Source organism: Brevundimonas sp. LF-1, assembly GCF_037055305.1.
In the GTDB taxonomy this organism is placed as follows: domain Bacteria; phylum Pseudomonadota; class Alphaproteobacteria; order Caulobacterales; family Caulobacteraceae; genus Brevundimonas; species Brevundimonas sanguinis.
The window spans coordinates 587,416-599,738 of the sequence record NZ_CP146349.1; the positions used below are offsets into that span (position 1 = coordinate 587,416).

15 protein-coding genes, 1 tRNA gene and 2 pseudogenes are annotated in these 12,323 nt (G+C 64.1%); 6 read left to right on the forward strand and 12 right to left on the reverse strand.

The features are described from left to right. Positions 1-468: 468 nt before the first annotated feature. Both V8F63_RS03120 and V8F63_RS03125 read left to right on the forward strand, forming a co-directional pair. Positions 469-612, forward strand: a complete 144-nt coding sequence (locus V8F63_RS03120) for a BLUF domain-containing protein (protein ID WP_392354468.1) — start codon at positions 469-471, stop codon at positions 610-612. Positions 613-1,035: 423 nt separating this feature from the next. Continuing rightward, entirely contained in the window at positions 1,036-1,197 is a 162-nt protein-coding gene (locus V8F63_RS03125; protein ID WP_392354486.1) for a hypothetical protein, read from the forward strand. 20 nt (positions 1,198-1,217) lie between these two features. Here V8F63_RS03125 and V8F63_RS03130 read toward each other — a convergent pair whose 3' ends face one another. After that, positions 1,218-1,649 carry a hypothetical protein gene (locus V8F63_RS03130; RefSeq protein ID WP_392354487.1) on the reverse strand — a complete coding sequence of 144 codons (432 nt, stop codon included), beginning with the start codon at positions 1,647-1,649 and terminating at the stop codon, positions 1,218-1,220. 194 nt (positions 1,650-1,843) lie between these two features. Here V8F63_RS03130 and V8F63_RS03135 point away from each other — a divergent pair, with 194 nt between their 5' ends. Next, on the forward strand, positions 1,844-2,455 hold the full coding sequence (locus tag V8F63_RS03135; RefSeq protein ID WP_392354488.1) for a recombinase family protein: 612 nt from the start codon (positions 1,844-1,846) through the stop codon (positions 2,453-2,455). A gap of 189 nt (positions 2,456-2,644) precedes the next feature. Here V8F63_RS03135 and V8F63_RS03140 read toward each other — a convergent pair. After that, a pseudogene (locus V8F63_RS03140) lies at positions 2,645-2,905 on the reverse strand (DUF488 domain-containing protein); the annotation flags it as partial. On the opposite strand from V8F63_RS03140, the gene V8F63_RS03145 reads away from it, so the two are divergent. Continuing rightward, positions 2,813-3,010, forward strand: a complete 198-nt coding sequence (locus V8F63_RS03145; RefSeq protein ID WP_392355132.1) for a hypothetical protein — start codon at positions 2,813-2,815, stop codon at positions 3,008-3,010. The pseudogene V8F63_RS03140 and the gene V8F63_RS03145 overlap by 93 nt on opposite strands. Positions 3,011-3,104: 94 nt before the next feature. Here the strand turns inward: V8F63_RS03145 and V8F63_RS03150 are convergent, their stop codons facing one another. From V8F63_RS03150 to V8F63_RS03165, 4 genes are all read right to left on the reverse strand, one after another. Next, positions 3,105-3,350: a hypothetical protein gene (locus V8F63_RS03150; protein ID WP_392354489.1), complete on the reverse strand. Its 246-nt coding sequence runs from the start codon at positions 3,348-3,350 to the stop codon at positions 3,105-3,107. 342 nt (positions 3,351-3,692) lie between these two features. After that, positions 3,693-4,118 carry a hypothetical protein gene (locus tag V8F63_RS03155; RefSeq protein ID WP_392354490.1) on the reverse strand — a complete coding sequence of 142 codons (426 nt, stop codon included), beginning with the start codon at positions 4,116-4,118 and terminating at the stop codon, positions 3,693-3,695. Positions 4,119-4,122: 4 nt separating this feature from the next. Then, complete coding sequence (locus V8F63_RS03160; protein WP_392354491.1) at positions 4,123-5,505, reverse strand: site-specific integrase; 1,383 nt, start codon at positions 5,503-5,505, stop codon at positions 4,123-4,125. Positions 5,506-5,670: 165 nt separating this feature from the next. Further along, positions 5,671-5,747: transfer RNA gene (locus tag V8F63_RS03165), tRNA-Arg, on the reverse strand. Between the two features lie 136 nt (positions 5,748-5,883). Between V8F63_RS03165 and V8F63_RS03170 the strand changes: the two genes are divergently transcribed. Both V8F63_RS03170 and V8F63_RS03175 read left to right on the forward strand, forming a co-directional pair. Then, positions 5,884-7,170, forward strand: a complete 1,287-nt coding sequence (locus V8F63_RS03170; protein ID WP_392354492.1) for a hypothetical protein — start codon at positions 5,884-5,886, stop codon at positions 7,168-7,170. A 68-nt stretch (positions 7,171-7,238) separates the two neighbouring features. Then, positions 7,239-7,544 (forward strand): hypothetical protein, encoded by a 306-nt coding sequence (locus tag V8F63_RS03175; protein WP_025976631.1) that lies wholly within the window; start codon positions 7,239-7,241, stop codon positions 7,542-7,544. A gap of 176 nt (positions 7,545-7,720) precedes the next feature. Here the strand turns inward: V8F63_RS03175 and V8F63_RS03180 are convergent, their stop codons facing one another. From V8F63_RS03180 to V8F63_RS03205, 6 genes and pseudogenes are all read right to left on the reverse strand, one after another. Next, positions 7,721-8,104, reverse strand: coding sequence for a hypothetical protein (locus V8F63_RS03180; protein WP_392354493.1), 384 nt, complete (start codon positions 8,102-8,104; stop codon positions 7,721-7,723). Next, positions 8,023-9,132 carry an FAD-dependent oxidoreductase gene (locus V8F63_RS03185; RefSeq protein WP_392354494.1) on the reverse strand — a complete coding sequence of 370 codons (1,110 nt, stop codon included), beginning with the start codon at positions 9,130-9,132 and terminating at the stop codon, positions 8,023-8,025. Before V8F63_RS03185 ends, V8F63_RS03180 begins: the two co-directional genes overlap by 82 nt. Before the next feature lie 45 nt (positions 9,133-9,177). Beyond that, positions 9,178-9,444 carry a GIY-YIG nuclease family protein gene (locus V8F63_RS03190; RefSeq protein ID WP_392355019.1) on the reverse strand — a complete coding sequence of 89 codons (267 nt, stop codon included), beginning with the start codon at positions 9,442-9,444 and terminating at the stop codon, positions 9,178-9,180. A 91-nt stretch (positions 9,445-9,535) separates the two neighbouring features. Continuing rightward, positions 9,536-9,757 carry a 2-oxo acid dehydrogenase subunit E2 gene (locus V8F63_RS03195; RefSeq protein WP_392354495.1) on the reverse strand — a complete coding sequence of 74 codons (222 nt, stop codon included), beginning with the start codon at positions 9,755-9,757 and terminating at the stop codon, positions 9,536-9,538. Positions 9,758-9,866: 109 nt separating this feature from the next. Beyond that, positions 9,867-11,216, reverse strand: a pseudogene (locus tag V8F63_RS03200) (biotin/lipoyl-containing protein); the annotation flags it as partial. Position 11,217: 1 nt separating this feature from the next. After that, a complete protein-coding gene (locus V8F63_RS03205) occupies positions 11,218-12,321 on the reverse strand; it encodes an alpha-ketoacid dehydrogenase subunit beta (RefSeq protein WP_392354496.1) in 1,104 nt (367 codons plus the stop codon). Positions 12,322-12,323: the final 2 nt, after the last annotated feature.

Genomic DNA, 12,323 nt, shown 5'->3' on the forward strand with positions numbered 1-12,323 from the left:
CCTTCCTTATAAGATGTCTTAGCAAGGTCGTTAAATGAGGGGATTTGGCTCTTCCCTGATTTCACAAATCGGCTGCGCCCTTTAGCTCGTCGGGCAGAGCGACAGCGAGGCGCGGCGATGGAAAGGGTCAGACGCAGGTGAGTGCGGAGCACTCGCCTTGATCCTCGATCTCATGAAGGCTTCAGCCGGATCGCGGAGAGCCGACTGGAAGATCGCTCGAAAAGAGCCGCCGCGACCGTTCTCTCAAAGGGGGTGAAATTGGCGGTGTTTCACGGAAGATCGCGACCTGAAATGTCAGGCTTTTATCGGCGTCGATTTTCGTGCCCGCTTCCATCTGTTTTCTGGGACGTGCGGAGGGGCGACAACGCCCTGAGGGAACATCCGTCTCTCAGGGGCCTTGTCCTCAACGAGAGGAACGGGGTGATGCGCTGGAAGCGAGTGATCTACTGTAGCCGGTCAACCATTTCGATGGAGCACCCGCTGAACCTCGCGGAGATTCTCGGCGCGTCTGCCCGCAACAATCGACAGGACGAGATCACGGGCGTGCTGGCCTACGCCGATGGCACATTCATACAGGTCATTGAAGGCTCTCCCCTACCGTTGATGCGCTGATGGCCCGTCTGCGCTCGGATAGCCGACACACCGATCTACGGGTGCTCGGCGAGGACTGGGGAGTAGAGCGGGCCTTTCCAGTGTGGGTGATGGAAACACCGAAGATGCGCCCCGACCGAGCAAAGCTGCTCAGCAGGTTAGTCGAGGGGTGCGAAGGATCATATGGATCGGCCCTACGAATGATGCTCGAACTCGCCGCCGAGCAGGAAGATTACCGGCGCCAGAGATAGAGCGCGCGGCCACGACCACTGGGGAAAAACACTTAGGTAATCTACCCAACTGGCGCCACCTCGGCGGCGACCGTCCACGGCGTAGCTTGAAGTGTTCGTCGAGCGATGTTCATATTCCCCTATGGGGCGATTTCTCGACAGTCTGTTGGAAACGTCACCCGCCTACCAAGTTCGGCGGGACAGCGATGGCTTCTTGCTGATCGGCAATCCTAAGCGCGCCGCCGAGTTCAACGACATAGTGCGCCATGCCACTGATGACGCTGGCGAAGATTATGTGGCCTTTCCCATCAGCGATGGCGACCACGGCTACAGCCAAATGTTCATCATCCCGCTGGATGAGATGCCGCCTTCCTGACAACCGACGCCGTCCGGTAGTCAAATCTTGCGAGGAGAACGGCGCAAGGCATCTGTCTCTTGGCGAAGGCGAAGCTGAAGCAGATCGATTCTCTGCGCCGCAGCTTTGAGCGTGTCATAAGTCAGGCGGCGGTTTTCGCCGTCCGGGTGTCGGCAGATCACTGCCGGATGGCCATCTATCGGTTCGCAGACGCCGCCGACAAACCCGTGCGCCAGCAAGTTTCTGACGTGGGCTGCCCATTCGATCTCCTCATTCCAAACCGCAAGGTCCGATCCGGGCTGCCCGCTCACGACGCGCCATAGCTGGATCGTCGGAGCGCGAGGGGAAAGGTTGTGCTCACTCCCTTCCAGCCTTCGCATCATTTCTGCTTCGAGGCGCCCCCACCTCAACATCACCTCTCCCACAGCAGCTATCAGTTCCGCAGCCATTGGATGGCGTTCCGGTTCGACCATTCCGCTCCATATCCTCTCGGAAGCCTACTGCTCGTCCGATCCATGAGCCACGCGCAGCCCGCTGACAAACAAGAATCCGATGAAGGCCGCCCCACGCGCGGCGCCGCTACTGTCCGATCTCGTTGACGCTTCGCCGATCTATGAGAGTCTGGCGTTCTCTCAATAGCAATAGGAGAACAGCCCTGACCAAGCGCGTGGCGATCTATGCTCGTGTTTCGACGGCGGATAAAAACCAGACCGTCGAGAACCAGCTTCGTGACCTTCTGGCCGTCGCCCAGAGGCAGGACTGGGAAGTGGTCGCCACATTCACTGACGAAGGCATCTCCGGCGTTAAAGGCCGTGACCGGCGCCCCGGCTACGACGCTTTGCTAAAAGGCGTGGCCCGCAAGGACTTCGAGCAGATCATGGCGTGGAGCGTGGACCGCCTTGGCCGCAGCCTGCCCGATCTCGTGTCTTTCCTGAACGATGCCCACGCCAAAAACGTGGACCTCTATCTCCACCAGCAGGGCCTCGACACCTCGACGCCATCAGGCCGGATGATGTTCCAGATGTTGTCGGTCTTCGCCGAGTTCGAGCGGGCCATGATCCGTGAGCGCATCATGGCTGGGCTTCGTCGGACGACCAAGAAGAGCGGTCGTAAACCGATGCCGCAGGACCGTGTGGAAGCGATCAGGAAATCGTTGGACGACGGTATGGGCATCCGCGCCACCGCCCGCCTCCATCGGGCCTCGCCCATGACGGTGACAGCGATCAAACGCTCGATGGAGACGGTGGAAGAGGACCGTGAGGAGAGCGTGGCCGCTTGATTTAGGCGGGCTTTTCGGCCCGATATTCGATCCGTTCACCCCCGACAGGATATGGGCGCCCGGCGTTAAACTGGCGGGCTGAGCGTCGCGCTGACCAAGGATATGAAACACCTCCTCCCCGCGAGCGAGAAGGTAATCGGCGATGATCCGCCGATGGCATCGCCACCACACCGCTTCAGCGCACATGATGGCGATCCGCTGCTCTGAGCCCAGAGCGCGGAGCGTGGCCAAGCCCGCTGCGAAGTCAGGGCCAAGGGCATAATCGGCATACCGTCGAAAGCTCTTCACTCGCCAATAGTCGTTCGGCGACTCCTCTTCCGGCATCTGCTTTTTGCGCAACCCTCCGAGGGCGGCGAGGTGGCGATACCCGATCTGGTAGTCCTGAAGGCTGGTGGGCAGCACATCGCGGTTGAACTGCGGGTTGGTGCGGGACGCGGGCATGGAGCGCACGTCCACCACCATGCCGATCCGGTTCTCCATCAGAAGCTCGACGAACTGATCCAGTGTGCGCGTCGCGTGGCCGATGGTGAAAAAGGCTGGGACATGCCGAGCTAACTCGCGAGACGCGCCTTCGATCAAACGCTCGTTGGAAACGGTCGCGGAGACCGTCAGGAGAGCGTGGCGGCTTAAGCCAGAACCGTTTTGGCCATCACGTGATCGGTTGCCGCTCCGAATACGAACCGCACTTCCACGCCGCCGTCGCCTCGCCCGAAAAAGGAGCCTCAATCGGCTGGATATTGACGGCGACGAGTAGCTCCTTCGCTTCCTCAGCGGCGACCTGCTGGGCGAGCGGCGTAAGGTTGAGCCGCCCAACATTAAATCCGGCAGCTTTCAATGCGTTTTCAAGCCGTCGCTCCACGGCGGTGACTTCGGTCGCCTCGATCACATGCGCCAACCGCCTCATCTCTCAGTCCCCCAATCCCTGATCGACCGCCGCCAAATGCGGTCGCATGTCTTCGTTACGGCCTACCACAGCGTTGACCGGAATCGTCCCGATGACGATGGCTGGACGCCCCAGATCAGGAGTGCGGCATGGACAACAAACTTAGCCACCAGAGGAATCCTGTCGGGTGCGCCAGTCTCAACCATATCGTTGAAAACGCTGCGGAATTACCGTCGGCTAAACCGTTTTCCGACGATTGCTACACAACTCTGCTACACAATTTTCCCAACGATCAGGGGCTAAGCCGTTCTGATCATTCAGGAAAACGGTCAGGCGGCTGCTAGGGCGGCATTGTTAAGGTCGGTTTTTGAGGGTCTCGTTGATCGCGATGAGCCTCTGCTCAAGGACGCCCAACATCCACATGAAAATCGAGATAACGCAAAGGGGTCCGATGATGACCAAAAAGAGCAGCCAAACCACATTGTAGGGCTCCCAAGCGAACAAGAACGAGAATATTGCCAAAGAAATGGCTGTCAAAACGGTTCCGTTCGCGCCCAATGAACGCATCCCTGACGAACCTTCAGCGTTACTTCTGGCTTTTCCTCGATTGGTCGCCTCCCAGACACGAGCAAACATCGCGCGTTCTCCCGGGCTGGCTCGAAGATAAACTTGTCTCTGCGCGGGGCTGAGTTGATCATGTTCGCCATCTCTCAGCATGGCCGTTCCTCCAGCTTCCCCCACGTTATAGCTGATAGAACATTGGTTAGTGAAGGCGATCATTGCCTCATCGCAAGTGCGATAGGTCAAGGCCGGGATAGCGCACTCGGTCGATGGCCTCTTTCAGCGTCGCGATCTGATAGCCGTTGCCATAGGTATCAGCCACGGAAGCGGAACCGTTCCCGGCCGTCCATCCGCCCAATGCCAGTGCGATGTCACGGTCGATGCGCGCCTCGCGAAGGGCGTCTCGGAAGCCGTGCCGAAAGCTGTGAAAGCAGGTCTTTGGCGATTCTGCTCCGGCCTTGGCGACGAAACGTCGGAACCACGCAGAGAAGGTTGTGGAGCGATAGCCGGTGGCACCCATGCCCACCTCGCCGAACAGCTTGGTTTCACCCGCGCGCTTCCGCTGGCGGACGAAATCCATGAAGCCGAGGTCGATCAAGGTCTTGTGGATCGGGACGACCCGTTCGCTGGAGGAGGTCTTCAACCGCTTGTCGGTTTCGTCGTCCTCTGATCGTTCGGTGATGACGAAACAGTCCACGTCTTCGACCCGCCGGATGTCGGCGACATCGAGTTGGCAGGCCTCGTTCAAGCGAAGGCCGCCGAACATCGACAGCAGAGGAATCCAGAAGCGGGCGTTGCGGGGTCGCTCTGGGCCGGGCGTTGCGTAGCCATGTCCGTCGTCGCGGCAGCCGGTGTAAAGCGGCGCCGAGAAGATCGTCTGTAGCTGACGGGTCGAAAACGGCAGGCGTTTGTCGCGCCGTGCGGTCGGATCGGGCACGCGCAAGCCTTGCGCCGGATTGCGGTCCAGCATCTCCTCCTTCACCGCCCAGTTCAGCACCCCGCCGAGCTTGTTCAGGTAGGTGTTAATGTTGGCGGCGTTGATCAGGTCCGTGCGGCCCTCGACCTTCGCTCGTTCCGCGATTTCGATTGGGCTAAGTTTTGGAAATAGCTTGGACGCGTTGCGAGGCTGCCAGCGGAGCACCTCGATCATCTCGCGGCACTGACTACGAGTAATGGAACGAACTGGCGTATCTGCGCCGAGGATCGCCACCACCAGTCGCTTGGTCGTTTGGTAAGCCATACGCGTGGTCGGCGACCAATCCCGCGTCGGATCATCCATATAAGCGTCGTAGAGATCGCCGAGTGTGATGCCGTTCGGCTCCTCAGGCTCGGCGACCGAGGTCGCCGCCGCACTGGGCGCCGGTTCGGTGAACGCTTCGAGCATGATCGGATCGACGCTCAGGCCGACCTTTGAGCGGGCCACCTCAAACTCGTGCTCGATCTGGGCTGCGACTCGTAAGGCGCGACGCTTGGCGACCGTTGGGCTGTCCGTCCCCAACGATCTCCAGACTTCTCTCCCTGCCAATAATGGCTCGAAGAGCCTCAGGAACTCGGCGCCGGTAGTAGATGCGACCGCCACTTCGCTCCACCAAATGCGTTCGAACATTGTGTAGCAGCTTTGTGTAGCAGCCGCCTGACCGTTTTCCTGAATGATCAGAACGGCTTAGCCCCTGATCGTTGGGAAAATTGTGTAGCAGAGTTGTGTAGCAATCGTCGGAAAACGGTTTAGCCGACGGTAATTCCGCAGCGTTTTCAACGATATGGTTGAGACTGGCGCACCCGACAGGATTCGAACCTGTGACCTCTGCCTTCGGAGGGCAGCACTCTATCCAGCTGAGCTACGGGTGCGTCTGCGGCGACGAGGCCGGACGGCGGTGCTTACAGCATGGGCGGGGCGGTCTCAATCCCTGAACTGCGTCCGCAGGCCGCTTCTTGGCGAGCGGCGCGCGAAGGCCTAGCGTCAGGGACGAGAGAGGAGATGTCCATGCGCGCTACCACCATCGCCGCCCTGGCGGGCGCCGTCGCCGTTCTGGCCGCCTGCGCGGCGACGCCGAAGCCGAACGCCGACAGTCTGGACGCCGTGGCGCGCGATTACGTCGCCCTGACGCTGGAGATCGGCGAGCGCGAGCCGGGTTATGTCGACGCCTATTACGGCCCGGCGCAGTGGGCCGAGACGGCCAAGGCGCAGCCGCGCGCCCTGCCCCAGCTGGCCAAGGGCGCGGCCAACCTCTCCCAGCGCCTGGACGCCCTGCCGGAGGCTGGGTTGGACGCCCAGAGCCGCCAGCGCCGCGCCTATCTGAAGGCCCATGTCGCGGCCGCCTCGGCGCGGCTGCGGATGCTGCAGGGCGAGACGATGGGCTTCGCCGATGAGGCCGAGGCTCTGTTCGGGGTGCGGCCGGAACTGCGGCCCTTGTCGTCCTATGATCCGGTGCTGGCGCGCATCGACGCCCTGGTCCCCGGCGAGGGGCCGCTGGCGGATCGGGTCGCCGCCTTCCGCGCCCGCTACGTCATCCCCAAGGACCGGCTGGACACGGTGATGCGTGCGGCCATCCATGAGTGCAAGGCGCGCACCGAACGCCGCATGACCCTGCCCGCCGGCGAGACCTTCACCCTGGAGTTCGTCAATGACAAGCCGTGGTCCGGATACAACTGGTTCAAGGGCGGGGCCTTCAGCCTGATCCAGGTGAACACCGACCTGCCGATCTACATCGACCGGGCGGTCGATCTGGGCTGTCACGAGGGGTATCCCGGCCACCACGTCTACAACGCCCTGCTGGAGCAGACCTTCGTCAAGGACAAGGGCTGGGTCGAGATGAGCGTCTATCCGCTGTTCAGCCCCATGTCCTTCATCGCCGAGGGCAGCGCCAACTACGGCATCGACCTGGCCTTCCCTGGCCATGAACGCACCGAGTTCGAGGCGCAGGTGCTGTATCCGCTGGCCGGGCTAGACCCGGCGACAGCCGAGGCGCAGACGCAGCTGCTGACCCTGACGCGCGAGCTGGCGCGGGCGGAATATACGGTGGCGGACGCCTATCTGGCGGGGCGCATCGACCGCGAAACGGCGCTGGATCAGCTGCAGAAATACAGCCTCGTGGCGCGCGACCGGGCGGCGCAGCGGCTGAGCTTTATCGAGACCTACCGCTCCTACATCATCAACTATGGCCTCGGCCGCGACATGGTGCAGGCCTGGGTCCAGCGGCAGGGGCCGGACCACTGGAAGACGATGGAGCAGTTGCTGGCCAGCCAGACGCTGCCGGTCGACCTGAACTGAGGGTGATCGCAACCCGCGCGGGACCGCCGGCGTTAAGGCAAAGGTTCCTATCTCAGAGGGGTTCACCCATGCGCATCCGCACCTTGACCATCGCCGCCGCCTCCGTCCTGGCGCTCGGCGCCGCCGCCTGCACCCAGGCCGAGCAAAACCAGGCCGAGGCCAACGCCGAAGCCGCCGGCGACAAGGCCGCCGACGTCGCCGCCCAGACCGGCGAAGTGGTCGAATCCGGCGCCATGAAGGCCGCTCAGGCGGTCGAGGAAGGCGCGGGCAAGGTCGCCGACAAGCTGGAGTCCAATCAGGCCGAGGCCGCCGCCGAGGGACGCCCCGGCGCCGTCGATCCGGCCACGGACACGCGCGTTCCCGCCAAGAACTGATTAGCAGGCGCTAGACGCAAAAAGGGCGCACTGCATTCGCTGCGCGCCCTTTTCTTGCCCCGAAGGGCGGAGGGAATCTCAAGCCGCGTTGGGTCGGGAGGTCCCGAAAGGCCGACGATCGCGGCCCGCTCAACTGCGCTCAAGTCGCGAGGGTCCGCGACCCGAGCATAGCGCCCTCAGATGTGAATGGCGTGCCCGAGCGCCCGTAGGCTGGCTTCGTGGAAGGCTTCGCCCAGCGTCGGGTGGACGTGGATGGTTCCGGCGACATCCTCCAGCACCGCGCCCATTTCCAGCATCTGGGCGAAGCTGTTGGACAGCTCCGACACGTGCTGGCCGACGGCCTGGACGCCCAGCAGGCGGTGATCCGACTTGGAGGCGATGACGCGGACGAAGCCGCCGTCCTCGCCCGCCTCGATGGCCAGGGCGCGGCCGATGGCGGCGAAGGGGAAGACCGCCTGGATCACGTCGTCGCGGCCCTTCACGTCGTCGGGGCCGAGGCCCGCCGAGACGATCTCCGGCTCGGTGAAGCAGACGGCGGCGATGGTGGTCGGATCGAACACGCGGTCGTGGCCTCCTTCCCAGAAAGATGGGCGATGATCTCGGCGACAACCTCGCCCTGCGCCGAGCCCTTGTGCGCCAGCATAGGTTCGCCGGTCAGGTCGCCGATGGCCCAGACGTTCTTCATGCTGGTGGCGCAGCGATTGTCGATCTTCACGAACGGGCCGTTCATGGCCACGCCCATGTTCTCCAAGCCCCAGCCCTGGGTCCGCGCGCGGCGGCCGACGGTGACCAGCACCTTGTCGGCATTCAGCTGCATCGGGTTTCCGTCCTTGTCGGTGACGTTCAGCTTGCCGTCGCCGAACCCTCCCGCGCGGGCGCCGAGCAGCAGCTGCACGCCGTGTTTCTCCAGCCACTTGGCGACCGGGTCGGTCAGGGCCTTGTCGTAGAGCGGCAGGATGCGCTCGGCCATCTCGACGATGGCGACTTCGGCGCCCAGCTTGCGGAAGGCGATGCCCAGCTCCAGGCCGATATAGCCGCCGCCGACGACGACCAGCTTCTTGGGAACCTCGGGCAGGCTCAGGGCCTCGGTGGACGAAATCACGTCGCCGCCGAAGGGCAGGAAGGGCAGTTCGACCGGCTCCGACCCCGTAGCCAGGATGACGTGCTCGGCGCTGATGCGGAGGTCGCCGTCTTCGGTTTTGACGGTGCAGGTCTTGGCGTCCGAGAACTCGGCCCAGCCCTTGATGACCTTGACCTTGGCCTTCTTCAGCAGGGCGGCGACGCCGGCGTTCAGCTTCTTGACCACCCCGTCCTTCCACTCGACCGTCTTGGACAGGTCGATGGCCGGGGTCGAGGCGGTGATGCCCAGCGTGCCGTCGCCGACGGCCTTGGCCACCGTCTCAAACTTGCCCGCCGCGTGGATGATGGCCTTGGACGGGATGCAGCCGACGTTCAGGCAGGTGCCGCCGAGGCCCGGCGACGCATCCACCAGCACGGTCTCCAGCCCCAACTGGCCGCAACGAATCCCCGCCACATAGCCGCCGGTCCCGGCGCCGATGATCAGGACTTTGGTCTTGAGGGTCTGCATCAAACTCTCCGCTCATCCCCGCGGAGGCGGGGACCCAGGTTTCGGCTAGGCGCTCAACATCTCGATGAGATCGCGCCAGCCGGGGTTCATGTCTTCAATCAGCCGCAGCTTCCACTGACGGTTCCACTTCTTGATCCGCCGCTCCCTTTGAAACGCCGCCTCGCGGGTCTCGTGAGCCTCGAACCAGACGAGTTTGCATACGCCGTGCTCGGCGGTGAACTTCGACCCCGCCCCTTCCTTGTGCTGCCAGGCGCGCAGGCCGATGTCGTCCGTCGAGCCCGTATAGAGCGTCCCATTCCGTCGGCTGGCCATGATGTAGGTGAAGAAGGCCAAGGGCGGGGTCCGAAGCTGAAGCCTGGGTCCCCGCCTCCGCGGGGATGAGCGGAAGGAAGAGGCTGGGTTCTTAGTTCATCCACAACGTCGCCGGGTTCTCCAGCAGGGTCTTGATCTTCTGCACGAAGACCGCCGCGTCGTGGCCGTCGACGATGCGGTGATCGAAGCTGGAGGACAGGTTCATCATCTTGCGCACGACCATCTGGCCGCCCCGCACCACGACGCGCTCCTCGATCTTGTTCGGACCGACGATGGCGACTTCGGGGTGGTTGATGATGGGCGTGTGCACCACGCCGCCGAGCGTGCCCAGCGAGGTGATGGTGATGGTCGAGCCGCTGAGGCTCCTCGCGCTTGGCGCTGCCGTCTTTGGCGGCGCCCGAGACGCGGACGATTTCCTCGGCCGTGTCGTAGGCGTCGCGCGCCTCGGCGTGGCGGACGACCGGGACCATCAGGCCGTTCGGCGTCTGGGCGGCGATGCCCAGATGGACGGCGTTGTGCTGGGTCAGCACGCCCGCCTCGTCGTCATAGGTGGCGTTGATGTTCGGCTGGTCCTTCAGGGCCACGACGATGGCGCGGGCGATGAAGGGCAGGACGTTGAGCTTGGCCTTCCCCGTGCCCTTGTTCTGGGCGTTCAGGTGAGCGCGCAGCTCTTCCACCGCCGTCATGTCGATGTCCTCGACATAGGTGATGTGCGGGATGCGACGGACGCTCTCGGCCATCTTCTCCGCGATCTTGCGGCGCAGGCCGATGATGCGGACTTCGTTGGTTCCCTCGGCCTTGGCGTAGAGCGAGCCGCCCGAGGCCGGGGCCGGGGCGAACGCGCCGGCGCGCGCCACGAAGGCGTCCAGATCGGCGTGCTCGATGCGGCCGGCGGGGCCGCTGCCCGGCACGAAGACCAGGTCGACCCCCAGATCACGCGCGCGGTTGCGTACGGCGGGAGAGGCCAGCGGGCGCTCGCCCGGCTGGCGGCCGGTCAGGGCCGGAACGGGTTTGGCGTCGGCCTTGGGCGCAGCGGCAGGCTTGGCGGCCGGTGCGGCGACAGGAGCCGGCGCGGCCTTCTCGGCCTTGGCGGCAGACGCCGGAGCGGCGGCGGGGGCTTCGGCGACGTTGCCCTTGCCCGCCACGTTGAAGCTGACCAGCGGGCCGCCGACGGCGATCTGCTGACCGGCTTCGCCATGCAGGGCGACGACGACGCCGGAGACCGGGCTGGTCAGTTCGACCGTCGCCTTGTCGGTCATGACCTCGGCCAGAATCTGGTCTTCCTCGACCGTGTCGCCGACCTTCACATGCCAGCCGACCAGTTCGGCTTCAGCGGTGCCTTCGCCGACGTCGGGCAGTTTGAAGACGTGGTTGGCTCCGGGTGCGGCCGTCGGCCCCTCCGTCGCCTTCGGCGCCACCTCCCCATTGGCATGGGGAGGAGAAAGCGAGGGCTTTTCCTCCCCACCTTGTGGGGAGGGGGACCGCGTAGCGGTGGAGGGGCTTTCGGCGACCGCTTCCGCATTGCCTTCGCCCTCGACCTCGAACTCGGCCAGCGGGCCGCGCACGGCCATCATCTGGCCGGGCTCGCCGTGCAGGGCGGTGACGACGCCCGCGACCGGGCTGGTCAGTTCGACCGTGGCCTTGTCGGTCATGACGTCGGCGACGATCTGGTCCTCGGCGACGGTGTCGCCGACCTTGACGTGCCAGCCGACCAGTTCGGCCTCGGCGGTGCCTTCGCCAACGTCAGGAAGCTTGAAAACAAAACGACCCATCTTAGCGACCTCCCATCATGACGGCTTTCAGCGCGTCCGCGACCCGCTGCGGTCCGGGGAAATATTCCCATTCAAAGGCGTGCGGATAGGGCGTGTCCCAGCCGGTCACGCGCGCCACCGGCGCCTCCAGGTGATAGAAGCAGCGCTCCTGAACCAGGGCGCTCAGTTCGCCGCCGAAGCCCGAGGTCTTCGGCGCCTCGTGCACGATGACGCAGCGGCCGGTCTTCTTGACCGAGGCCTCGATGGTCTCGATGTCCAGCGGAACCAGGGTGCGCAGGTCGATGACCTCGGCGTCCACGCCCGCGTGCTCGGCGCCGGCCAGGGCGACCCAGACCATGGTGCCATAGGCCAGGATGGTCACGTCATTGCCTTCGCGCATCACGCGGGCCTTGCCGATCGGCTCGACGTATTTGCCGGTCGGGACCTGGGCCAGGTCCTGGGCCTTCCAAGGGCTGACTGGCTTTTCGTGCCAGCCGTCGAAGGGGCCGTTGTAGAGGCGCTTGGGCTCGAAGAAGATGACCGGGTCGTCGTACTCGATCGCCGCGGTCAGCAGACCCTTGGCGTCATAGGGGTTGGACGGGATCACCACCTTCAGACCGGCGATGTGGGTGAATAGGCTTTCCGGCGACTGGGAGTGCGTCTGGCCGCCGAAGATGCCGCCGCCGTAGGGGCTGCGCACCACCATCGGCGTGGTGAACTGGCCGCCCGAGCGATAGCGCATCTTGGCCGCTTCGGAGACGATCTGGTCGTAGGCTGGATAGATGTAGTCGGCGAACTGGATCTCGACCACCGGGCGCAGGCCATAGGCGGCCATGCCGATGGCGGTGCCGACGATGCCGGATTCCGAAATCGGGGCGTCGAAGCTGCGGTTCAGGCCGTGCTTTTTCTGCAGGTGGTCGGTGACGCGGAAGACGCCGCCGAAATAGCCCGCGTCCTCGCCGTAGGAGACGACGGTGGGGTCTTCGGCCATCTTGACGTCCAGGGCCGAGTTCAGGGCCTGGATCATGTTCATCGGCGCAATGGCCGGGCCGTCCGGGGCGACCGACGCCGGGGCGTCCTTCTGGTCGACCATGTCGGCTTCAATCTTGTCGTTGATCTCGGCCATGA

Excerpts from the sequence above, each read along its gene's own strand:
- V8F63_RS03120 (WP_392354468.1), top strand. The coding sequence starts at position 469 with ATGGAGCACCCGCTGAACCTCGCGGAGATTCTCGGCGCGTCTGCCCGC.
- V8F63_RS03130 (WP_392354487.1), bottom strand. The coding sequence starts at position 1,649 with ATGGTCGAACCGGAACGCCATCCAATGGCTGCGGAACTGATAGCTGCT.
- V8F63_RS03155 (WP_392354490.1), bottom strand. The coding sequence starts at position 4,118 with ATGATCGCCTTCACTAACCAATGTTCTATCAGCTATAACGTGGGGGAA.
- V8F63_RS03160 (WP_392354491.1), bottom strand. The coding sequence starts at position 5,505 with ATGTTCGAACGCATTTGGTGGAGCGAAGTGGCGGTCGCATCTACTACC.
- V8F63_RS03170 (WP_392354492.1), top strand. The coding sequence starts at position 5,884 with ATGCGCGCTACCACCATCGCCGCCCTGGCGGGCGCCGTCGCCGTTCTG.
- V8F63_RS03175 (WP_025976631.1), top strand. The coding sequence starts at position 7,239 with ATGCGCATCCGCACCTTGACCATCGCCGCCGCCTCCGTCCTGGCGCTC.
- V8F63_RS03185 (WP_392354494.1), bottom strand. The coding sequence starts at position 9,132 with ATGCAGACCCTCAAGACCAAAGTCCTGATCATCGGCGCCGGGACCGGC.
- V8F63_RS03190 (WP_392355019.1), bottom strand. The coding sequence starts at position 9,444 with ATGGCCAGCCGACGGAATGGGACGCTCTATACGGGCTCGACGGACGAC.
- V8F63_RS03205 (WP_392354496.1), bottom strand. The coding sequence starts at position 12,321 with ATGGCCGAGATCAACGACAAGATTGAAGCCGACATGGTCGACCAGAAG.